Genomic DNA, 22,803 nt, shown 5'->3' with positions numbered 1-22,803 from the left:
CAAGAAAGTAATGCACTTATGCTAATCTGAAGCCAATTGCGGCAATGATAGTGTGAGTGCGCTTTGTTTACTGTCTACCATTCCAACCAAGTTGATGTTTTAAAATCCCTGCTTGTCGAATTGGTTCGCTTGAACCCTTTAGATAACCCCTTTGAACAAGAACAGATTTTGGTTCAGAGCCCTGGTATGTCCCAGTGGCTGAAAATAGAGTTAGCTAAAGAATTCGGTGTTGCGGCAAATATCACTTTTCCTCTCCCCGCAACTTTTATATGGGATATGTTTACCCAAGTTCTGACTGATGTCCCTCAGCGCAGCGCATTTAACAAAGAGGCGATGACTTGGAAGTTAATGCAAACGCTTCCTCGGTTGCTAGATAATGCAGAGTTTTCTGCCTTAAAACACTATCTGCAAGGTGATGACGATCAGAGCAAACTTTATCAGCTCGCGGAGAAAATTGCTGACATCTATGATGGCTACCTAGTTTATCGACCAGAATGGATTGCCAGTTGGGAATTGGAACAAGAGGTGCTGGAGCTACAAGGAGAGCACAATTGGCAGCCGATTTTATGGCGAGCTTTATATGAGCACACCACTTCTTTAGGTCAATCTCCCTATCATAGAGCGAATCTCTATCAGGATTTTATTTCTAGGTTAGAAAATAGTAATCATCATTTTGAACAGTTGCCTAAGCGTTTGTTTGTCTTTGGTATCACGTCTTTGCCACCGCGCTATATGGACGCGCTTAAAGCCATGGGTAAGCACATTGATGTGCATTTAATGTTTACTAATCCTTGTCGTTACTACTGGGGCGAAGTTCGTGATCGAAAGTATCTTGCCCGCCTTGCTGCTCGGCACCGCCAACATTTGGTGTGGAAAGAAGACCACTCTGAACTTGAAGGTGAAACGCATCAGCTTAAAGGGGATATTGATCAGAACTTAGATGACGAGCTTCACACCAATGCTATTGGCAATAGCTTGCTTGCCTCTATGGGGAAACTTGGCAGAGACAATATGTTTTTGCTATCACAGCTCGACTCTCATGAAATTGAAGCCTTTGTGGATATCGATAGAGACTCTCTGCTACATAATGTGCAGGCGGACATTCTCAATCTTGAAGAGCAGCAAAATGATCAATTGATTGATTCTAGTGCCCACAAGCACAGGGTTGAGCCTCAAGATGACTCTATCAGTTTACATGTTTGCCACAGTGCAATGCGAGAAGTCGAGGTGTTGCATGATCAATTACTGTCTATGTTTGATCGACAGCCGAGTTTAAAACCACGCGACATTATCGTTATGGTGGCGGATATCAATGCCTATAGTCCAGCGATTCAAGCTGTATTTGGTAATGCGCCGGGAGAGCGGTTTATTCCTTATTCGATCTCAGATAGAACCGCAGATCAAGAAAGTCCTATTTTGCACTCTTTCATGCAAGTAGTGAACTTACCCAACACCCGTTGTCTTGCCTCAGAGCTACTCGAGCTTTTGGAAACTCCCGCCATACTTGCTCGGTTCGGTCTTAGTGCTGAGGAGTTTGTGCAAGCTAAACTCTGGGTAGAGGAGTCGGGTATTCGCTGGGGACTAAACCTCAGTACTGGAGAAGAATTCGATTTGCCTCAAACGGCGCAAAATACATGGCAATTCGGTATCCAGCGTATGTTACTTGGGTATGCAATGTCTGAGTCTGCTGGATTACTAGAAACTCAGAGTGGTTTGCTTGCCCCTTACAATCAAGTTCAAGGCATGAATGCCGAGCTTGCGGGAAAATTGGCTCACTTTATTCAAACCGTTAGTGATTATCGCAGCAAGTTGTCTGTATCTCAGCCTATTGAAAAATGGCGTGAAGTATTGACCTTGGCCTTGGATGATTTCTTTGCGGTAGATATCGAGGGAGAAGCGGCGCTTAAGTCAATTCGTGATACCTTATCTGGGTTACATGAGCAGATTAAAGAGGCAGCCTATCAGCAAGACTTGACGCCAAATATTGTCTCACAGTACCTCAAAAAGAAGCTTTCAACGACTCGAGTCAGCCAGCGTTTTCTTGCAGGGCAGGTCAACTTTTGTACATTGATGCCAATGCGATCAATTCCGTTTCACATCGTATGCCTATTAGGTATGAATGATGGCGTATATCCGCGGACCGTCGCGCCAGAAGGTTTTGATCTTATGAATGGTAGGGCTCGACCCGGTGACCGTTCGCGCCGTGATGATGATAGGTATCTTTTTCTAGAGGCTTTGTTGTCTGCACAGCAAAAGCTTTACATCAGTTATGTTGGTCGCTCAATTCAAGATAACACTGAACGAGTACCCTCAGTTTTGGTCTCCGAGCTGATGGAATATTGCCAACACAACTATTGCTTGGCGGGAGATGAAGGCTTGGACTCCGATCAATCTGGCCAACAATTGCTGGCATGGATACAACGTCTACATCCCATGGTGCCTTTTAGCGTGAATGCGTTTACCAATGGTAATGTTAGCTATGCCAAAGAATGGCTTCCAGCTGTTAATCGTCAAGGCCATAGTAGCGGTGAGTTTAATCGTCAGTTAAGTGATTATTTGCTTGATGCTGTCTATCCGTTAGATTTGAATTTAGTTGAATTACAACGATTTTGGCGATTGCCGGTGCAATACTTCTTTAATCGGCGTTTAAAAGTGGTGTTTGAGCCCCCTTTACCCGTAACCCAAGACGATGAACCTTTTGCCCTTAATGGCCTAGAAAGCTATCAAATGCGAGACAGTTTGCTTGAAGTTTTACTTGAGGCGCAACATAAAGGGGATCTCGAGCAACAAGTTATTATCGACGATTTTATTGCAGAGCAAAGAGCTCAGGGAAAATTACCAGTGGGCGCTTTTGGAGATATTGAGTTTGAAACCAATCGGGTCCAAGCGCAGGAATTAGTTGAAAAGCTAGCTTGGCTTTGTTGTGATGAAAAAGAAGATCATGAAGTAAAGTTGTCGTTTGACGTATTAGGTGAGGGACGAGTTGTTGAACTTAGTGGTTGGTTAACACAAAACTATCGTTCAGGTTTGGTGCGCTTTCGCAGTGGTCGCATAAGAGCTCAAGATTACTTATCCGCTTGGATAGATCATCTAGCTATCAATGCTATGGGCCAAAACCAGCCGACCCATCTGCTTGGTTATGATCGTAAAGAGGGTGTCGTACACTTAAGCTTTCCTTCAATCGCTGACACTTCAATGGCTCAATCTCATCTTGGTGAGTTGATTCGACTGTATTATCAAGGAATGACCACGCCCTTAGCTTATTTTCCAAATACCGCCTTAGCTTGTGTCGAAGCAGGCTTTAGTCGAGGCAATTGGTCTGAAAACCAAGAAAAGTCGTTTAAGAAGATGGCGGAGGTGTTCAACGATGGCTATTTCAACAAAGGTGAAGGTGCGAATACTTATATTAATAGGATTTGGCCCCAGTGGAGTGATGAGCTTGCAAGTCAAGTGTTGGAGTTAGCGGCTTTGGTTATCCAAGCTCCGAGATTAGCTGTACAAGCCGATGACGAGAAGTAACCGGTTAAGGTGTTTAATAATGTCAATTATCACGAGCCTGAGCGGCTTTTTTATGTGCAAGTTAAGGGTGGAAAATAGTGACATCTAGACCGGTAGCAACATCGCTTAATACCATGACTTTTCCACTCCATGGCGCTCGCTTAATTGAGGCATCTGCAGGAACCGGAAAAACTTTTACTATAGCTGGCTTATACCTACGGCTACTTCTTGGTCATGGTAGCGCAGAGACCAAACATCAACAGCCATTGACTGTAGACCAAATATTAGTGGTCACTTTTACCGAAGCGGCAACGGCTGAGCTGCGCGATCGTATTCGAGCTCGTATTCATGATGCGAGGCTCGCGTTTTCGAGAGGAAAAAGCACTGATCCTGTTATCGCACCCTTATTGAATCAAGTAGACGGCCATCGCCAAGCTGCGGAGATTCTTTTGCAAGCCGAAAGACAAATGGATGAAGCGGCGGTTTTTACCATTCACGGTTTTTGCCAGAGAATGCTCACTCAAAATGCATTTGAATCGGGCAGTCGTTTTGACAACGAATTTATTACTGATGAAAGCCGGCTTAAAGCTCAGGTAGTCGCGGATTATTGGCGGCGTAATTTTTATCCATTACCGCTGAATTTAGCGGGAGAGGTTCGCCGTCTTTGGGGCAATCCTAGTGAGTTATTAAGGAAAATTAGCCCATATTTGACTGGTTCTCCACTCCGAATTTCTGTGCCTGTTATGCAAGGGAGTTTAGCTGAACTCCATGCTGAAAATGTTAATAAGCTTAATAAGCTTAAAGCACTTTGGTTGTCTGGTAAGGACGATTACCTCACTCTAATTAGTGACTCAGGAATTAATAAACGCAGCTACAGTAAAAAATCTTTGCCTGCATGGCTTGAAGCGGTCGATGCTTGGGCATCTACAGACACAACTGGCTACGATTATCCCGATAAGCTGGAAAAGTTTGCCCAAAATATTTTGCAAGAAAAAACTCCGAGTGGTGATGTGCCTTGCCACCCCGTATTTGTTGCGATAGAGCAATTTCTCTCCAATCCCATCAGTTTAGAAGCGCCGATATTAGCCCATGCAATAGACCAATGTCGTGACATGCTGAGCAAAGCCAAGCAGCAGAAACAGTGGTTGTCGTTTGATGATCTACTGACTCAGCTTTCGGCCGCGATAGATGATGACGATACTGAACAGCTTGCTTCGCGGATACGAACATTATATCCGGTTGCGATGATCGATGAGTTTCAAGATACTGACCCGTTGCAGTATAGTATTTTCAGTCGTATTTATCTGAATGAACCACAATGTGGTTTGTTTATGATTGGTGATCCTAAACAGGCGATATATGGTTTTCGAGGGGCTGATATTTTTACTTATATCAAGGCTCGTAACCAGGTGTCATCTCATTTTACTTTGGGAACAAACTGGCGTTCAAGTAAAGATATGGTCACTGCGGTGAACCAGTTATTCCACACGCCAGATTGCCCATTTATATACGATGATGATATTCCTTTTTTGCCCGTTGATGCTAGCCCAAAGGCAGATAAACGCCAGTGGCTGTTAAATGGTAAAACGCAACCTGCTTTGACTTTTTGGCTACAAGAAACCGAAAACACCCCTATTACTAAGGGTGAATACCAACAAGCAATGGCGCAAGCATGCGCGCAAGAAATTCATCATATTTTAGCCTTGGCTCAGCAATCACACGCGGTATTTGATAATGGAAAATCTCAGCACGATATTCAAGCTGGAGATATTGCTGTATTGGTAAGAACGGGTAGTGAAGGACGTCTTATCAAGCAAGCATTAGCGGCGAAGGGCATTTCCAGCGTCTATCTATCAAACCGTGATAATGTGTTTACTTCACCAGTTGCGCAAGATATGCAACGTTTATTGCAAGCCGTACTGACACCAGAAAATGAACGAGCGCTACGAGCCAGTATCGCTTCTGAGTTATTTGCACTAGACGCAGGATCACTAGATAAACTCAATAATGATGAAATTGAATGGGAAACCATCATCAATGAGTTTAGAGAATATCGGCATTTATGGATGCAGCGCGGTGTGTTGCCCATGCTTCGCAGCGTAATTAGTAAACGGCATATTGCAGAGCGCTTATTAGAAGAAGACAGTGGCGAGCGCTTTCTAACTGATTTGATGCACATTGGCGAGTTACTGCAACAAGCGAGTATCGAGTTAGACAGTGACCATGCACTTTTACGTTGGCTAGCCCAATCCATCATTGATGCTGAAGCAGGCTTTGGCGGCAGTGAAGAACAGATTCAGCGTTTGGAATCTGAGCGTAACTTGGTACAAATCATTACTATCCACAAATCCAAAGGGTTGGAATATGACCTAGTCTTTTTGCCATTTGTGTTTTCTTATCGTCAAACTAGTGAAGCCAAGTATTATGATAGTCAATTGGATCAAACCATACTTGATATCAGGGCGCAGGAGGCGTCACTTCAACAAGCTGATAAAGAGAGGTTGGCCGAAGATCTACGTCTCCTTTATGTTGCGCTGACGCGAGCTGTCTATGGCTGTTTTGTTGGCGCGGCGCCAATTAGAGATGGTCGTTCTAGTAAAGAGCCCACAGGCGTTCATCGCAGCGCTATAGGTCATTTATTGCAAAATGGTCAGCAAGGCGGTGTGGCTGATTTGACGGCTGCATTGGATCAACAAGCCAATACACAGCCTTGTATAAAGCTTGTCTCCTTGCCTGAATTTAATAGCGAAAAGTTAATCACTGAGCAAACTGAGCAAGTAAAATTAACAGCCAAAGAATTGCAAGCAAGTATCGACCGAAATTGGCGAATTACCAGCTATTCTGGGCTGGTTAAGCAAGGGGCTAGTCACGCATTTAATGAGGCAGCAACAGACATATTGACCTTGGATCTGGACTCTTTTGATGACAAAGAGGTTGAGAACGAACTCGAACCTCAAAAAAATATCTTTACCTTTCCTAAAGGTGCGAGAGCCGGTACTTTTTTACATACTGTATTTGAAGATATCGAGTTTACCGAGCCTGCGACAAGTGCCACTAACACTCAAATCATTACTAACTTGATGGAAGGTGAGCAATTAGACTCTGGATGGCTCCCCGTATTACAGGGCTTGGTGGAGATAGTATTGACCACCCCTCTCGATGGTAAAAAGCTGAAACTTAATCAAAAAAGCTTATCTTCGCGCCTTGTTGAAATGGAGTTTTTACTTCCAATTGAGGTGCTTACTGCGCCAGCTTTAAACCGCGTTACTCAGCGTTATGATCCTTTATCTGCCAAAGCGGGCGATCTGGGTTTTCATTCAGTACAAGGCATGCTTAAAGGCTTTATCGATTTAGTGTTCGAACATCAAGGCCAATATTTTATTCTCGATTGGAAATCAAATTATCTTGGTGACAGCGTCAGTGACTATCATGGGGATGCGCTAAACGATGCGATGGCTGAGCATAGGTATGATTTGCAATACCAAATTTATGCTTTGGCATTGCATCGATTCTTGTGCTCTCGTTTGCCCGATTATGATTATCATGCTCATTTTGGTGGGGTTTATTATTTGTTTTTACGTGGTATGGATGGCCAAAGCGATCATGGGGTTTTTTATGCTCGCCCTTCGTTGGCTCTGTTGAATGATTTAGACAGTTTAATTGACGGGCATTCGATAGAACCAAAACAAACCGATTCAGGACAGATGGAGTTAATATAGGACACTAGTTATGCAAAGTCTGTTTTCATTCCTAAAACCACTGGTAGATAAAGGCGTAATACGGCAGATAGACTACCAATTTGCTCGATTTGCTCGAGAACAAAGTAGCAATGACAATATTGCCTTTATTACTGCAATTGTTAGCTGTGAGTTAGGGCATGGCCATATTTGCCTGCCTTTAATCGACAAATATGGTCAGATATCTGATTTGGTAGCCAAACTGGGTGTATTTGGTGATTTAGCTGACCAGCTTCATCATGTTTTGCGTAAAATTGATTGGTCATGCGAGTTACAGAACTCTCCTTTTGTTGGAACGACTGACCAGAGTCTACCTATGACTTTCGATGGAGAAAGGCTCTATCTTCATCGCTATTGGCATTATGAATCTGTGCTGGCGAAGCGATTGAAGAGCTTAGGGGCACCAATGATCATAAAGCCTAATGATGGTCAAAAGCTTGCTCAATGGTTAAATCATCTGTTTGCTAGAGACTACCATTACCTTTTCAGCGCTTTAGCCACATTGCAATCTGACTCGGCACCACAGGTGGCTAGACAACAACTTATCTGTGACCATCTTGATGTGGTGAATAGTGAAGTCCTTGATTGGGAGACCATAGACCAAAAGCTCGTGAGTGCTTCAAAAATTTCGCACCTTGATGTGCTAGATGAACTAGTGCCTTTATCTGTATGTGTGAATTGGCAAAAAGTGGCAGCGGCGGTAGCTTTAACAAGACGTTTTGCCGTCATTTCTGGTGGACCAGGAACCGGAAAAACAACCACGGTAACTAAGTTACTTGCCGCGTTAAATGTGCAGGCTCAACAAGTCGGTGAATCGCCAGTGATTAAATTGGTGGCACCAACGGGGAAAGCCGCTGCACGGTTAACTGAGTCTATAGGAAAAGCGGTTGCTAGGCTTCCTGTTGAGCCAAGTATCAAAGCCTTGATACCAACTAGCGCGAGTACTTTGCATCGTCTGCTTGGCGCAATACCAAACAGTGCTGAGTTTCGTCACAACCAACAAAACCCTCTTCATCTAGACATACTTGTTGTTGACGAAGCCTCTATGGTTGATCTGCCTATGATGTATAAACTGGTGGATGCTCTACCCAGACATGCAAGATTGATATTACTGGGTGATAAGGACCAACTTGCTTCTGTAGAGGCGGGCGCTGTGCTCGGTGATATTTGCTCTTTTAATCAACATGGCTATAGCTTTGAGCAAGCCAAGTTAGTAAGTCAGTTAACGGGTTTTGCATCCTTGAATAACCATAATAGTCAGTCTGCTAGTATTGCCGACAGTTTATGTATGTTACAAAAAAGCTATCGCTTTGACGCCCGTTCTGGAATAGGTCAATTAGCTAAGGCCATCAATTCTGGATCTAAGACTAAGGTTGATCTTGTTTGGCAAAAAGACTTCGATGATATTGCTCACTTTCCCGTTGATGCCGTTCATTATCGGCAGATGATACAAACCTTAGTGGCGGAATATAGCCACTACTTAAATCGTATTAAGCCAGCAATGCAGGGGATTGATGACGAGCCAATTTATGATGTTGCAAGAGAAGCTTTACAGCTTTTCTCTCAGTGTCGCTTGCTGTGTGCCGTTAGAGAAGGCGACTTTGGTATTACTGGACTCAATCATAGTGTGGAACGAGCACTTAAGGCGCGTAAACTCATCAAGGTACAAGATGAGCTTTGGTACCATGGCCGACCTGTGATGATAGTGCGTAATGATTATGCACTAGGCCTCTACAATGGTGATATTGGTTTGTGCTTGCTTGACAGCTCTGAGGGCGAGGCGAGGCTGAAAGTATTTTTTGAGCTTACAGATGGTTCAATCAAAGCAGTGCTGCCAAGCCGAGTACCTGAGCATGAAACCGCTTATGCGATGACGATTCACAAATCCCAAGGCAGCGAGTTTGAACATACTTTGATGGTGTTACCACCAGATCATAACCCGATATTGACCCGTGAGCTTATCTACACTGGTGTAACTCGAGCTAAGAAGAAATTGAGTTTATTTGTTGATGATAGAGTGATGGCTCGCGGGATAAAAGTTCGCACTCAAAGAGCCAGTGGTTTAGTCGAAAGGCTTACCGAATAATGCCCATTTTTCTGGGCATTATCAAAAATCAAGCTTTATAGCTCAATGGCTAAAATTTTCGATTTACGTTGGAAGTTGTATAGATTTTGCTTCTGCGAAGGCAAACATTCAACGGGCATTTCCTCAAAGCCTTGTTCACGAAACCAGTGAATACTGCGCGTAGTAAGGACAAAAATATGTTTTATTCCTTGTGCCTTCGATTGCAACTTAATGTGTTTAAGCAATAAAACTCCTCGATTGCCATCTCTGTACTCTGGGTGAATGGCGACACAAGCCATTTCGGCCATTTTCTCATTGGTATAAGGATAGAGGGCAGCACAGCCGATAATTAAACCGTCTTTTTCAATAATGGTGAATTGGTGGATTTCTTGTTCCAGTTGTTCTCGTGATCGTCTGACAAGTACACCTTGTTGTTCAAGAGGGCGAATTAAATCCAAAATACCGCCAATATCGTCAATTTGGGCCTGACGAACTTGTTCTGTGCTTGCTTTAGATATCTGGGTGCCAATACCGTCGATAGAAAAGAGTTCCTGAATTAATGCGCCATCAAGCTTATAACTGATTAAGTGGCTACGAGGCACTCCAGCCCGGCATGCGGTTGTTGCTGCTCTTAAAAAACCTTGTGTCCCTGAGCTATCTTCGCCTGCTTGTTCTAACTGCTCGAGGATCTGCTCTGCATCACGCGGAAACAATTCAGCAACAGCACTGCCACTGGCGTCGATTACTCCCTGCTCAGAACAAAAACAAATCAGCTTATCTGCACCAAGTTTTATCGCTACCTGAGTTGCTACCTCTTCAGAAAGCAAATTGAACGATTCACCTGTCACTGAGCTAGCAATTGGGCCAAGTAGAACAATGGAACCTTGTTCTAGTGCTCGGTTGACTCCTTGGGTATCTATGCGTCGAATTCGGCCGCTGTGACAGTAATCAACCCCTTCGTCGATACCCAATGGTTGCGCAGTGACAAAATTACCACTCACCACATTGAGTTGCGTGCCTGCCATAGGGGTATTGGCAAGACTCATCGACAATTGAGCTGTAATAGTCAGTTGAAGCTGACCTGATGCCTGCATAACGATATTCAGACTTTGTTGATCAGTTATTCGAATGCCTTTGTGATATGGGCTGATATGCCTTACTTGATCCAGCATGTGATTTATCTGCGGTCTGGCGCCATGGACCACGACAATATTGACCCCTAGGCTATGAAGTAGAGCAATGTCATTGATAATGTTAGAAAAATTTTCATCGGCAACGACTTCACCACCAAGCATGATAACCATAGTTTTACCCCGATGGGCGTTCACATATGGAGCAGATTGCCGAAAGCCTTTGACCAAATCTGTGTTGCGTATTTTCATATCTTACATTTCTATGAGTTTATATGTTTCAATATTGCATTTTTATTCTAATTTATTCAAGGGTTTTATTGGCTAAATATTTAGTAGTTTTTCGGGGCATGAATTCAGCCTGTCAGAAGTTATTAAAAATCACGTTTATACACACATACTTGATTGCGCTTGTCGTTCGAGTTTGTCATCCTTAGTCACAGTTCAATAAGGAATTCTTCTCGTGTTTAAAAAATATCTTCCTCTTGTTGCCGCCAGTGTTTTGTTTGGTTGTGCACAGCCTACCGATCGTGCCCAGCAGTATCTTGATGGTGAATTTGCAGCAACTCTCAATAAAAGTACGACGATTGACTCTAATAAACCTAAGGACTTCACAGAGTTTGCTAAGCAATCGCAGCAAGTTATTGAAAACTCGCCTTCAATGGCAGGTTTGTATCAGCCGCTATATGATCAATTAAATGAATGGGCGTTACAAAGTGGAGACCCTGCTCAACTGGCGAATTTTGGTATTCAGGCTGCTCAATTAGGTGGCGGGGATAAAAAAGGCAATGTCTTATTTACCGGGTACTTTTCTCCTGTGATGGAACTGCGTCATGAGCCCGATGATAAGTATCGCTACCCAGTGTATGCCAAACCTGATTGTGAAGCAGAATGCCCAACTCGCGCGCAAATTTATGATGGGGCATTAAGTGGCTTAGGGCTGGAACTTGGTTATTCAGCCAATATGATCGATCCATTTATGATGGAAGTGCAAGGCAGTGGCTTTGTTCATTTTGAAGATGACGATACGCTGGAATACTTTGCTTATGGCGGAAAAAACAACAAAGCTTATGTCAGCATAGGTAAGGTACTGATTGAAAGAGGTCTCGTTGCTCGGGAGAAAATGTCACTAAAGGCGATTAAAGATTGGGTTCTTGCCAATGATGACCAAACGGTGCGTGAGCTGTTAGAGCAAAATCCATCTTATGTCTTTTTTGAGCCAAGAGCGGATGCACCAGTGACAGGCACTGCAGGTATTCCATTGCTACCAATGGCTTCAGTAGCTGGCGATCCTGCAATTTTCCCAATGGGCACCCCGATTCTTGCTGAGGTACCATTACTCAATGCCGATGGCAGTTGGAGTGGGGCACATCAACTGCGGTTATTGATTGTCCTTGATACTGGGGGCGCAGTTAAACAAAACCATTTAGATTTATATCATGGAATGGGCCCTAGAGCAGGAACCGAAGCAGGCCATTACAAGCATTTCGGCCGTGTATGGAAGTTAGGACTCGAGAACTCGGCAACTCAGGCTCCGTGGGCACTGCCGCCTGAAAAATTAGAATAGTTATTGTTGGCTAGACTTTTTAACAAAGAGTGCGTATAAAACGCACTCTTTGTGTTTAACCCTCATTTAGCGGAACAAAACATCATGCGTGAACTTGATACTCCAGCTTCAGACAGCTACGACCAACGTTTTGGTGGAACCCGTCGCCTTTATGGCCACTCACAAGTTGAAGTTCTTCGCGCTGCACACGTGTGTGTGATCGGTATTGGTGGCGTGGGTTCATGGGCGGTTGAAGCTTTGGCTCGAACGGGTATTGGTCAATTAACATTGATTGATATGGATGACATATGTGTGACTAACGTTAATCGTCAAATTCATGCTCTAAGCGGCAATATTGGTCAAAGCAAAGTCGAAGTGATGGCAGAAAGAGTCAAGCTCATCAACCCTGACTGTCAGGTCAATGTAATAGATGATTTTATTACGCCTGATAACCAGCATGAGTATCTGACTAAAGATTTTGATTATGTGCTTGATGCCATCGATAGTGTGAAAGCAAAAGCGTCACTTCTTGCGTATTGCCGCAGCAACAAGATTAAAGTCATTACTACCGGTGGTGCTGGCGGACAAGTTGACCCAACCCAGATACAAGTTGCTGATTTAACCAAAACGATTCAAGATCCTTTAGCAAAGAAAATCAAAGATACGCTGCGACGTCATCATAACTTTCCCAAAAAACCTCAACGAAAGTTTGGTATAGAATGTGTTTTTTCCACAGAGCAGTTGAAGTATCCACAGCCAGATGGCTCGGTGTGTAACATGAAAGCGACTGCTGAGGGGCCAAAACGTATGGATTGTGCTATAGGCTTTGGGGCGGCGACTGTTGTCACTGCGACGTTCGGCTTTGTTGCCGTATCACGTATTGTTGAAAAGCTGATTCAAAAATACAGTCAGTAAGTTTTAATTTTGGAGCCTGTTTATGTCTTCTTTCCCCAAGTCACCGTTCGGTAGCGAGATAACTGTCGCAGACATAGTTTCGACAATGCAGAATTTAAAAGGCTGGGAAGAGCGTTACCGTCAAGTTATCCTTTGGGGAAAACAGCTTCCCGTCATGTCTGAAAGTCTTAAGTCAGAGCAAGTAAAAGTATCGGGTTGTGAAAGCCAAGTGTGGTTAGTAAGTGAAAAGGTTGATGATGTTTGGCATTTCAGTGCTGATTCTGATGCTCGTATTGTCAGAGGGCTTATTGCGCTTGTCTTAACTCCTTTTGATGGTAAAACCTCGCAGCAGATCCAAACTTTTGATGTTGAAGAGTACTTTGATAGTTTAGGGCTTATCTCTCATCTCAGCCCTTCGCGCGGTAATGGTCTTAAGGCCATCGTAGAGCAAATCAAGCAGATAACCCGAGAAAATTAATTTTGGTTAATTTTTAATCATAATGATATTAATGCCTTATAAAATACAGGGTGTTAGAGCTCTTGTTGTTGCTGAGTAAAGGCTGTACAATTCGCGCCCTTAAATAACGTTACGTCGTTTCGTGAGGCACCATGAGCACTGAAAAAATTAATCTACTCGATTTTGATCGTAAAGGAATGCGTAAACTTTTTGCTGAAGAACTTGGTGAAAAAGCATTTCGTGCCGATCAAGTGATGAAGTGGATCTACCATTTTGGTGTCGATAACTTCGAAAACATGAGCAACATTAATAAAAAGTTGCGTGAAAAGCTCATGCAGCGTTGCGAAATTAAAGCGCCTGTTGTAGCTGAGGCCCAACATTCTTCTGATGGCACCATAAAATGGGCAATGAAGGTAGGCGATCAAGATGTTGAGACGGTTTATATTCCTGAAGATGATAGAGCTACATTGTGTGTTTCTTCTCAGGTGGGCTGTGCTCTAGAATGTAAATTTTGCTCAACGGCACAACAAGGTTTCAACCGCAACCTCAAAGTCTCTGAAATTATTGGTCAAGTTTGGCGTGCCGCACGTGAAGTCGGATTAGAAAAAGAAACGGGTCGACGCCCAATAACTAACGTAGTCATGATGGGTATGGGCGAGCCTTTACTCAATATGAAAAACCTGATCCCTGCTCTTGAACTTATGCTGGATGATCTTGGTTTTGGCTTGTCCAAACGTCGAGTTACTGTCTCAACCTCTGGTGTTGTTTCCGGTTTGGATCAAATGACTGGTCAGATAGACGTTGCGCTCGCTATCTCGTTGCATGCACCGAATGATAAGCTGCGTAGTGAAATTATGCCTATCAATGACCGTTGGGACATTGAAGATTTCCTGGCTTCAGTGCGTCGTTATATTGCTTCTTCTAATGCTAATAGAGGTAAAGTGACGGTTGAGTATGTGCTGCTTGATCATGTTAATGATGACATGGATCACGCTCGCGAGCTTGCTGAGTTACTCAAAGACACACCATGTAAAATTAACCTGATTCCATTTAACCCTTATCCTGGTTCTCCGTACAAAAAACCAAGTAATTCACGAATTGACCGTTTTCAAAAGACGTTAATGCAGTATGAGCATACGGTGACCGTACGCAAAACGCGCGGCGATGATATTGACGCGGCTTGTGGTCAGTTGGTGGGAGATGTGATTGATCGAACTAAGCGTACTGCAGCTATTCGCGCTGCAAAAGGTGAAACAATAGCGGTTAAAGCGGTCTAAATTATTTGCTTTTATTGGTAGAAACCAGAGCTCAGCTCTGGTTTTTTTTAAACTGATTGAGCTAAATAATGTCAAAATATGGAAAAACCTTGAGCTGGTTGTGAATTATACGTGTTTTCTATGTTGTTTCATCTCTGATATCTATTAGAATTAAACTTTAGTGCTTTAGAGATAATATCTCTATTACTTGGGTGAAGTGCTTTACACACTTTGGTGAGGGATTTTCCTCAGAATATAAGATTTTCATTAAAGACAGTGCAACTAACGAAAAATAATAAATGTGCGTTTGGCGTGGAATCCTGCAAAAAGAGACGTTTATAGAATGAGTGCTGAACAAACACCTCAAATGGAAGAAGAGACAAAGCTTGAAGTAAAGCTTGAAGCCGGTGCCATTTTAAGGCAAAAACGGGAAGAACTTGGTTTAAGTTTGGAGCAGGTTGCGAATCGGTTGCGTCTGCGCCGTTCAATTATCGAAAATATTGAATCGAATCAGTTTGAAAGTGAACAGGTCGCCACTTTTACTCGTGGGTATTTACGCTCTTATGCGCGTGTCGTTGGGATAGAAGAATCCGTTGTATTATGTGCTCTTGATGATAATGGAGAAGCCCAACATCAAGAGCATGAAATGCAAAGTTTTTCGCAAAAAACTAGTCAAGAGAAGCACGATAACCGAATAATGATACTGACATGGGGTATTTCTGCCATTATTGTCGGTATTTCCTGTGTGTGGTGGTGGCAAAATCAAGAAAATACTGCAGTTGAGTTGACCTCTACCACTGAACAAGAACAAAAAATAGAGAAAGAGCTGGCAGAAAAAACTGACTTGGATTTTGCTGTGGTTGAATCACAGCCTTCAAGCGAAATTCAACCGCAAGAGTCAAAGCTTGTGGAGCAGCCCTTAGAAGAGGTAACCACACAAGTGACCTCTCAAGCTCAGCCTGAGAAAACGGTTGAGGCCGTAAAAAATTCGAAGCAAGAGACTCCTATAGAGTCAAACGAAGCTGAGCCTGTGGTGTCTAGTTCTCCAGCTCCAGTAGCAGCAGACGAAACTTCCGACCCGGCTAAAATTGCCTCGACTGGACCAGAAATACAGCCTCAGCCAGAGCAAGCAGCAGCTACCATAGTGGCTAATTTGTTGGAAATGTCATTTAGTGACGATTGCTGGATTCAAGTTAAGGGCTCGACTGGTAAGACGCTTGCAACTGGAATTAAAAAAGCAGGTCAAGGTATCCAGCTTAGCGGCAATCCTCCTTACAAAGTTATTTTGGGAGCGCCGGAAAATGTATCAATAACTTTATCAAGTGAACCTATTGACCTTTCTGGGTATACTTCTGGTAAAGTAGCAAGGTTCACCTTACCCTAGAAGTAACTATGCAATACCAATCTCCTATCAAACGTCGCCCGTCTACTCGTGTATACGTAGGCGATGTACCCATCGGCGATGGCGCTCCAATTGCTGTGCAGTCGATGACAAACACAAGAACAACAGATGTTGAAGCAACTGTTGCACAAATTAAATCGCTGGAAAATGTTGGTGCGGATATCGTACGCGTTTCAGTCCCTACCATGGAAGCGGCTGAGGCTTTTAAACATATAAAGCAGCAAGTGTCTGTTCCATTAGTCGCCGATATTCATTTTGACTATCGAATTGCTCTGCAAGTAGCAGAATACGGTGTGGACTGTTTGCGTATCAACCCAGGTAATATTGGTAAGGAAGACCGTATTAGAGCCGTTGTAGATTGCGCGCGTGATAAAAATATCCCGATCCGAATTGGTGTCAATGGTGGATCATTAGAAAAAGATATCCAAATGAAATATGGAGAGCCAACGCCGGAAGCTTTGGTCGAATCTGCCATGCGACATGTGGATATTTTAGATCGTCTTAACTTTGACCAATTTAAAGTCAGTGTAAAGGCATCGGATGTTTTCCTTGCAGTAGACTCATACCGTTTGTTAGCAAAAAAAATCGATCAACCGCTTCATCTCGGGATTACAGAAGCTGGTGGTGCTAGAGCGGGAGCGGTAAAATCTTCCGTTGGACTAGGGATGCTGTTAGCTGAAGGTATTGGCGATACGTTACGTATTTCTCTGGCTGCTGACCCTGTTGAAGAAATCAAAGTTGGGTTTGATATACTTAAGTCGCTACGAATTCGCTCTAGAGGTATTAACTTTATCGCTTGCCCTAGCTGTTCTCGTCAGGAGTTTGATGTTATCAACACGGTTAATGCATTGGAAGAGCGGCTCGAGGACATCATCACTCCTATGGATGTCTCCATTATTGGCTGTGTGGTTAACGGACCAGGTGAAGCTGAAGTTTCTCATCTTGGTCTTGCTGGCAGTAACAAAAAAAGTGCCTTTTATGAAGACGGTAAACGTCAAAAAGAGCGCTTTGATAACGATGATTTAGTTAATCAGTTAGAAGCAAAAATTCGTGCAAAAGCTTCTGTTATGGACACACAAAATCGCATTGATGTGAAAGTCAAAGATTAATCTCAGGTCACCTAAATTACGGTAAATATTGTGGTAAAAAAAATCCAAGCAATTCGAGGCATGAATGACTGCCTTCCGACCCAGTCTGCGCTGTGGCAAAAATTAGAAAACGCAGTCAAGAAAGTCGTTAGTTCTTATGGGTGTACCGAAATACGTATGCCAATTGTTGAGATGACACATCTCTTTAGTAGAGCAATCGGTGAAGTAACCGATGTGGTTGAAAAAGAAATGTATACCTTTGATGACCGTAATGGTGACAGCCTGACCCTTCGTCCTGAAGGAACTGCTGGCTGTGTGCGAGCATGTATTGAAAATAGCTTGATTGATCGCTCAGAGCAGCGCTTGTGGTATATGGGGCCTATGTTCCGCCATGAAAGGCCACAGAAAGGACGCTATCGTCAGTTCCACCAATGTGGAGTAGAATTGTTTGGTTTAGACGGTCCTGATGTTGATGCTGAACTTATCATGATGACTGCCCGCTTATGGCGAGAGTTAGGCATTGATAAGCATGTACGTTTAGAGCTCAACTCGATTGGTTCATCCGAAGATCGCGCCAGCTACCGTATGGCTTTAGTCGCGTTTTTAGAGCAACATATCGATGTTTTAGATGACGATTGTAAACGTCGCATGCATACTAACCCACTTCGTGTTCTGGATAGCAAGAACTCGCAGGTGCAAGCAATGTTGACTGATGCCCCGAGGCTTTCTGATTACCTCAGTGAAGAATCAAAACAACACTTTTCAGGCTTGTGTGAACTTCTTGACGCAGCAGGCATCGAATACAGAGTCAATGAGCGCTTAGTTCGTGGACTGGATTACTACAACCGCACAGTATTTGAATGGGTAACTGAGAATCTGGGTGCTCAAGGAACAGTATGTGCGGGTGGCCGTTATGATGGTCTCGTTGAGCAGTTAGGTGGTAAGTCAACGCCAGCTGTGGGTTTTGCTATGGGATTGGAGCGACTAGTTCTAATGCTAGAAACGCTTGAACTTACAGATGTGCGTCGTGCTGTCGATGTCTATATGGTCACTGCGGGTGAAGGCACTATGATGGCAGGTATGAAGCTTGCCGAGGATCTTCGCGAACGTATTGATGGCCTTCGAGTGATGAGCCATTTTGGCGGCGGTAACTTTAAGAAGCAGTTTAAACGGGCGGATAAAGTCGGTGCTGTGGTTGCTTTGGTGCTGGGTGAGAATGAAGTAGCAGAAAACACCGTAGTCCTGAAAGATTTACTGGGTGGTACTCAAGAGACCTATAAGCAAAGTGATGTCGCGACTAAATTGGCAGAACTAATTTAAATACAATTTCACATCAAAAGTGGCGACTGATGTCGCCATTTTTTAGATTTATGAGGACAGGAAGTGGAACTCTACGATACTGAAGAACAACAGGTTGAGGCGATTAAAGACTGGTGGAAAGAAAACGGTAAATCAGTCATTTTAGGCGCAGTTATTGGTCTGGGTGGGCTATTTGGTTGGCGCTATTATCAAGACTCAGTGACAGTTGCTCAAGAAGCTGCTTCTGAAAGTTATACCAAGGCTGTTCAGCAGTTAGCAGAGAACAATACTGATGGTGAAGCTGCTTTACAAGCTTTCATTGATGCTAATAACGATAGTCAATATGCGGTTCTAGCGGCACTTCAACTGGCCAAAGTTCAAGTGGAAGCGGGTGAATTCGATGAAGCGTTAGCGCAACTAGAGTGGGCTAAGTCAGCGACAGAAGATCAAGCTTTATCTTCTGTGATTACCTTTCGCCTTGCTCGCTTAAAGTTAGAGCAAAGTGACTTTGATGCTGCTTTGGCTGAGCTGTCTTCTATTACTGATGAAAGTTGGGCTGGAAGAGTGGCTGAATTGAAAGGAGATATCCTGCTTCGTAAAGGTGACTCAGAGAGTGCCTATACAGCTTATGTTGAAGCTCAGCAGGCTGAAGATGCTAGTCAGACATTACAAATGAAACTGGATGATCTGGCGAAATAAGGGTGCAGTGCATGAGAAAAATGCTTAAGCGGGCTATAGCATCTGCAGCAATTGTCGGTATTCTCGCTGGTTGTGCTAGTGAAGAAGATACCGTCATAATGGCGCCAGTACCAAAAGTAAACAGTGAATTCACTCCTAAAAGTCTGTGGAGTGCCAGTGTTGGTGATGGCGTTGAGCAGTACTTTTCGAAGCTGGTTCCAGAATATGCTTATGGCAAGGTTTTTGTTGCAAGTCGAGAAGGCTTGGTTAAAGCACTTAATCCTGAAAATGGACGAACTCTTTGGCAACAAGATCTTGAGCAAGAAGTTCCTGCTCGTTTATCTGGTGGAATTACCGCTGGCTATAGTCAAATCTTCATCGGTAGTGAAAATGGTCAGGTTATTGCGTTAGATGAAGAGACAGGCGCGGTAAACTGGCGAGTGGATGTTGAAGGTGAAGTGCTAGCCGCTCCAGCAACGGACGACAACCTAGTCATGGTTCATACCACGACAGGTATGCTTATCGCTCTTGAACAATCGACTGGTGATGTAAAGTGGACGATCAGTACAGAAGTTCCTAACTTAACTTTGCGCGGCAATAGTGCGCCTGTAACTGTTTCTGGTGGTGTTTTCTGGGGTACTGCAGGCGGTCGTTTAGCTGCTGCGATTGTAGAACGAGGCCAGCTAATTTGGCAGCAACCTATAGGCACAGCTCAAGGGGCGACAGAAATTGATCGTTTGGTCGATGTGGATGCATCACCACTTATCTTAGGTAGCACCTTATATATTGTGGGTTATAACGGCCAATTGATCGCTTTGGATTTACGTTCAGGCAAACCAGTTTGGAAGCGTAAATATTCCTCATCGACTGATTTAGCCACTGATACAAGACGTATTTATCTAGTAACGGACAAAGATCATCTTGTTGCTGTGGACGCAAGAAGTGGTACTGAGTTGTGGACCAATGAACAACTGGAAAACCGTTTATTGACCGCACCAGCTATCATAGATAACTATTTAGTTGTGGGTGATACAGAAGGTTACCTGCACTGGCTAGACAGAGAATCTGGAGACTTTGTTGCGCAGCAGAAAATCAATAGTAGTGGCTTTGCTGTGGCACCGATCAAGGTGGATGATGGGTATCTTATTGTGACCAGAAATGGCCAAGTAAAGAAACTGACCCTGACTAAGTGATCATGTGATACAATTCACAATCGGCTCCTTTCTGGCGACAGTTTGGAGCCGTTTGTTTGTTTTAGAGATTTATAGATTAATGTGGTTATAGGTAACAGTCTCATTGAAGGTGTTGGCTTGAGTTGTTACCTATAACTACATAAAGAAAAGAATATTGTAGAGGTTGTTATGGTTCCTGTAGTTGCTCTGGTAGGGCGTCCAAACGTTGGTAAATCGACGTTGTTTAACCGACTAACTCGTACTCGCGATGCCTTGGTTGCGGATTTCCCTGGTTTAACTCGTGACCGTAAATATGGGCAAGCCAAGCTTGGTGAACACGAATTTATTGTGATTGATACTGGTGGTATCGATGGCACTGAAGAAGGCGTGGAAACTAAGATGGCTGAGCAGTCACTGGCAGCTATTGATGAAGCTGACGTTGTGCTGTTTATGGTTGATGGCCGAGCGGGTTTAACCCCAGCTGACATTGCTATTTCAAACCATTTGAGAAAAATTGAAAAGCCATCAATGCTAGTGGTCAATAAAGTTGATGGTATTGATGCTGATGCCGCTTCGGCTGATTTTTGGCAACTCGGCGTCGAACAAATGTATCAAATTGCAGCGGCTCATGGTCGTGGTGTGGGAGCTTTGATCGACCGTGCTCTAAACCCATTTGCAGAGAAAATGGCAGAGGAAGCAAACGGTGAAATAGAAGATCTGACCGACTTTATCGACGAAGATGAAGAGAAGCTAGATTACACCGAGGAAGAAGCAGAAGAAGAGTTTAAACGCCTTCAAGATCAGCCCATAAAGCTAGCGATTATTGGCCGCCCCAATGTAGGTAAATCGACCCTAACTAACCGTATTTTGGGTGAAGAGCGTGTGGTTGTTTACGATATGCCAGGAACGACTCGTGATTCGATTTATATCCCAATGGAGCGAGATGACCGCGAATACGTTTTAATCGATACAGCAGGTGTTCGTCGTCGTAAGCGTATCAACGAAACGGTGGAAAAATTCTCCGTGGTTAAAACGCTGAAAGCCGTTGAAGATGCGAACGTAGTTTTATTGATTATCGATGCGCGTGAAAACATCTCTGACCAAGATCTAAGTTTATTGGGCTTTGCATTAAATGCTGGGCGTTCAATCGTGATTGCGGTAAATAAATGGGATGGATTAGAATCGGATGTAAAAGAGCATGTGAAAAAAGAGCTCGATCGCCGTTTAGGCTTTGTTGATTTTGCGCGCATTCACTTTATTTCTGCACTCCATGGCACTGGAGTTGGGCATTTATTCGAATCAGTTCAAGAAGCCTACAAATCAGCAACGACACGTGTTGGCACTTCGGTATTGACACGTATTATGAAGATGGCAACTGAAGATCATCAGCCGCCTTTAGTTCGTGGTCGTCGAGTAAAACTTAAGTATGCCCACGCCGGCGGATACAACCCACCGATAGTCGTGATTCATGGTAACCAAGTGAACGAGCTTCCAGACTCTTACAAACGTTATCTGATGAATTATTACCGTAAGTCACTCGAGATCATGGGGACGCCAATTCGAATTCAGTTCCAAAGCAGTGAAAACCCTTTCGAGGGTAAATCGAATAAGATGACATTATCCCAAGAGCGTAAACGCAAACGCCTAGTGGGCATGATGAAAAATCGAAAGAAATAGTGAGAAGCGCCTAATACAACAGGCGCTTTTTTCGTTTAGGAGACCCTATGTCAGTAACACCCACAGTTATTCACTTTTGTCATGATATTTGGAGTTTGAGCTCACCGGTTCAGACGATAGAAAGTGATGAAAACTATTGCTATGTCGTAACCCAAGCAACACCTTTCCATCCAGTCAGCCATCTTTGGCCTGATCACCCAGCAGACAAAGGGTGGTTAGAAGAGTCCCCTGTTCTTGATTGTCTTGTTGGAGCGGTTGACTTATCGAGCGGAGAATTATTTATAGGCACTGAGATACCTGTACGACGTGATGAAGAGGGTTGGAGTTTTGTCGTGGTACATTGCTTGGAAAAGAACAAGGTGAATTTATCCATAGGCCAGTCAGTGTTATTAAAGGTGGATAAAGCGTATCAGCAAGCGCTGAGCCGAGGACATAGCGCGGGTCATATTGCTTCTCTTGCTCTTAATAAAGCTCTTGCTGTGCAAGGGTATTGGCGTAAAGATGCAGAACGTAAAGATACTCATGGATATTATGATTTTAATAGTTACGCGCAGCAATCAAGTTTTGTCACACCAGAGCAGTGTCATGATACGTATCGTTTGGGCAAGACGTTGCGTAAAAGAGGGCTAAACAGTGCAGAGTTTCTCGACAATCTTAAAGATATTGAAGTTGCAGTGAACCACCAAATAGCACAATGGCTAACTCTTAAGGCTGAAATTAGTATGAAATGCTGTGGTGACACTTTGACAGACTCTCGTTATTGGCAATGCGATCTAGGTGAGAGTCGTATTGCCGAGATACCTTGTGGAGGAACACATGTGCGAAACTTGCAGGAATATAAGCAGATTCAAGGTAAGCTGGCGGTAAACCCCATCTAATCATTTCCTTTTAAATTCGGTATTGT

Annotated in this window: 15 protein-coding genes; 14 read left to right on the top strand and 1 reads right to left on the bottom strand. The window is 43.7% G+C overall.

Going from position 1 to position 22,803, the window contains the following annotated elements; genetic code table 11:
- Positions 1–63: 63 nt before the first annotated feature.
- From recC to recD, 3 genes are all read left to right on the top strand, one after another.
- Entirely contained in the window at positions 64–3,519 is a 3,456-nt protein-coding gene (recC, locus tag AAFM34_RS09850) for an exodeoxyribonuclease V subunit gamma (RefSeq protein ID WP_341662344.1), read from the top strand.
- A gap of 113 nt (positions 3,520–3,632) precedes the next feature.
- Complete coding sequence (gene recB / locus AAFM34_RS09845; protein WP_341662374.1) at positions 3,633–7,217, top strand: exodeoxyribonuclease V subunit beta; 3,585 nt, start codon at positions 3,633–3,635, stop codon at positions 7,215–7,217.
- Between the two features lie 10 nt (positions 7,218–7,227).
- Complete coding sequence (recD, locus tag AAFM34_RS09840) at positions 7,228–9,321, top strand: exodeoxyribonuclease V subunit alpha (RefSeq protein ID WP_341662342.1); 2,094 nt, start codon at positions 7,228–7,230, stop codon at positions 9,319–9,321.
- Between the two features lie 35 nt (positions 9,322–9,356).
- Here the strand turns inward: recD and argA are convergent, their stop codons facing one another.
- Positions 9,357–10,682, bottom strand: coding sequence for an amino-acid N-acetyltransferase (argA, locus tag AAFM34_RS09835; protein WP_341662339.1), 1,326 nt, complete (start codon positions 10,680–10,682; stop codon positions 9,357–9,359).
- Positions 10,683–10,893: 211 nt separating this feature from the next.
- On the opposite strand from argA, the gene mltA reads away from it, so the two are divergent.
- From mltA to AAFM34_RS09780, 11 genes are all read left to right on the top strand, one after another.
- On the top strand, positions 10,894–11,997 hold the full coding sequence (gene mltA, locus AAFM34_RS09830; protein WP_341662336.1) for a murein transglycosylase A: 1,104 nt from the start codon (positions 10,894–10,896) through the stop codon (positions 11,995–11,997).
- An 84-nt stretch (positions 11,998–12,081) separates the two neighbouring features.
- Entirely contained in the window at positions 12,082–12,891 is an 810-nt protein-coding gene (tcdA, locus tag AAFM34_RS09825; protein ID WP_341662334.1) for a tRNA cyclic N6-threonylcarbamoyladenosine(37) synthase TcdA, read from the top strand.
- 22 nt (positions 12,892–12,913) lie between these two features.
- Positions 12,914–13,348, top strand: a complete 435-nt coding sequence (gene csdE / locus AAFM34_RS09820) for a cysteine desulfurase sulfur acceptor subunit CsdE (protein WP_341662332.1) — start codon at positions 12,914–12,916, stop codon at positions 13,346–13,348.
- A gap of 131 nt (positions 13,349–13,479) precedes the next feature.
- Entirely contained in the window at positions 13,480–14,604 is a 1,125-nt protein-coding gene (locus AAFM34_RS09815; protein WP_341662330.1) for a bifunctional tRNA (adenosine(37)-C2)-methyltransferase TrmG/ribosomal RNA large subunit methyltransferase RlmN, read from the top strand.
- 322 nt (positions 14,605–14,926) lie between these two features.
- Positions 14,927–15,967, top strand: coding sequence for a cytoskeleton protein RodZ (rodZ, locus tag AAFM34_RS09810; protein ID WP_341662328.1), 1,041 nt, complete (start codon positions 14,927–14,929; stop codon positions 15,965–15,967).
- A gap of 8 nt (positions 15,968–15,975) precedes the next feature.
- The gene (gene ispG, locus AAFM34_RS09805) at positions 15,976–17,094 is read left to right on the top strand and encodes a flavodoxin-dependent (E)-4-hydroxy-3-methylbut-2-enyl-diphosphate synthase (protein WP_341662326.1); all 1,119 of its coding nucleotides are present in this window, start codon (positions 15,976–15,978) and stop codon (positions 17,092–17,094) included.
- A 30-nt stretch (positions 17,095–17,124) separates the two neighbouring features.
- Positions 17,125–18,393, top strand: a complete 1,269-nt coding sequence (gene hisS / locus AAFM34_RS09800; RefSeq protein ID WP_341662324.1) for a histidine--tRNA ligase — start codon at positions 17,125–17,127, stop codon at positions 18,391–18,393.
- 63 nt (positions 18,394–18,456) lie between these two features.
- Positions 18,457–19,071 carry a YfgM family protein gene (locus AAFM34_RS09795; protein ID WP_341662322.1) on the top strand — a complete coding sequence of 205 codons (615 nt, stop codon included), beginning with the start codon at positions 18,457–18,459 and terminating at the stop codon, positions 19,069–19,071.
- Positions 19,072–19,082: 11 nt separating this feature from the next.
- On the top strand, positions 19,083–20,243 hold the full coding sequence (gene bamB / locus AAFM34_RS09790) for an outer membrane protein assembly factor BamB (RefSeq protein WP_341662320.1): 1,161 nt from the start codon (positions 19,083–19,085) through the stop codon (positions 20,241–20,243).
- A gap of 168 nt (positions 20,244–20,411) precedes the next feature.
- The gene (gene der / locus AAFM34_RS09785) at positions 20,412–21,899 is read left to right on the top strand and encodes a ribosome biogenesis GTPase Der (RefSeq protein ID WP_160926018.1); all 1,488 of its coding nucleotides are present in this window, start codon (positions 20,412–20,414) and stop codon (positions 21,897–21,899) included.
- A 47-nt stretch (positions 21,900–21,946) separates the two neighbouring features.
- Positions 21,947–22,777 (top strand): alanyl-tRNA editing protein, encoded by an 831-nt coding sequence (locus AAFM34_RS09780; RefSeq protein ID WP_341662317.1) that lies wholly within the window; start codon positions 21,947–21,949, stop codon positions 22,775–22,777.
- The last annotated feature ends 26 nt before the right edge of the window (positions 22,778–22,803 follow it).

Origin of the sequence: Vibrio sp. (genome assembly GCF_038138445.1) — a bacterium.
Classification (GTDB): Bacteria; Pseudomonadota; Gammaproteobacteria; order Enterobacterales; family Vibrionaceae; genus Vibrio.
This window is presented reverse-complemented; position numbering and strand designations above follow the sequence as displayed.

Coding starts and splice junctions, on each gene's coding strand:
- recB (WP_341662374.1), top strand. CDS start 3,633: ATGACTTTTCCACTCCATGGCGCTCGCTTAATTGAGGCATCTGCAGGA.
- recD (WP_341662342.1), top strand. CDS start 7,228: ATGCAAAGTCTGTTTTCATTCCTAAAACCACTGGTAGATAAAGGCGTA.
- argA (WP_341662339.1), bottom strand. CDS start 10,682: ATGAAAATACGCAACACAGATTTGGTCAAAGGCTTTCGGCAATCTGCT.
- tcdA (WP_341662334.1), top strand. CDS start 12,082: ATGCGTGAACTTGATACTCCAGCTTCAGACAGCTACGACCAACGTTTT.
- csdE (WP_341662332.1), top strand. CDS start 12,914: ATGTCTTCTTTCCCCAAGTCACCGTTCGGTAGCGAGATAACTGTCGCA.
- AAFM34_RS09815 (WP_341662330.1), top strand. CDS start 13,480: ATGAGCACTGAAAAAATTAATCTACTCGATTTTGATCGTAAAGGAATG.
- rodZ (WP_341662328.1), top strand. CDS start 14,927: ATGAGTGCTGAACAAACACCTCAAATGGAAGAAGAGACAAAGCTTGAA.
- ispG (WP_341662326.1), top strand. CDS start 15,976: ATGCAATACCAATCTCCTATCAAACGTCGCCCGTCTACTCGTGTATAC.
- bamB (WP_341662320.1), top strand. CDS start 19,083: ATGAGAAAAATGCTTAAGCGGGCTATAGCATCTGCAGCAATTGTCGGT.
- der (WP_160926018.1), top strand. CDS start 20,412: ATGGTTCCTGTAGTTGCTCTGGTAGGGCGTCCAAACGTTGGTAAATCG.
- AAFM34_RS09780 (WP_341662317.1), top strand. CDS start 21,947: ATGTCAGTAACACCCACAGTTATTCACTTTTGTCATGATATTTGGAGT.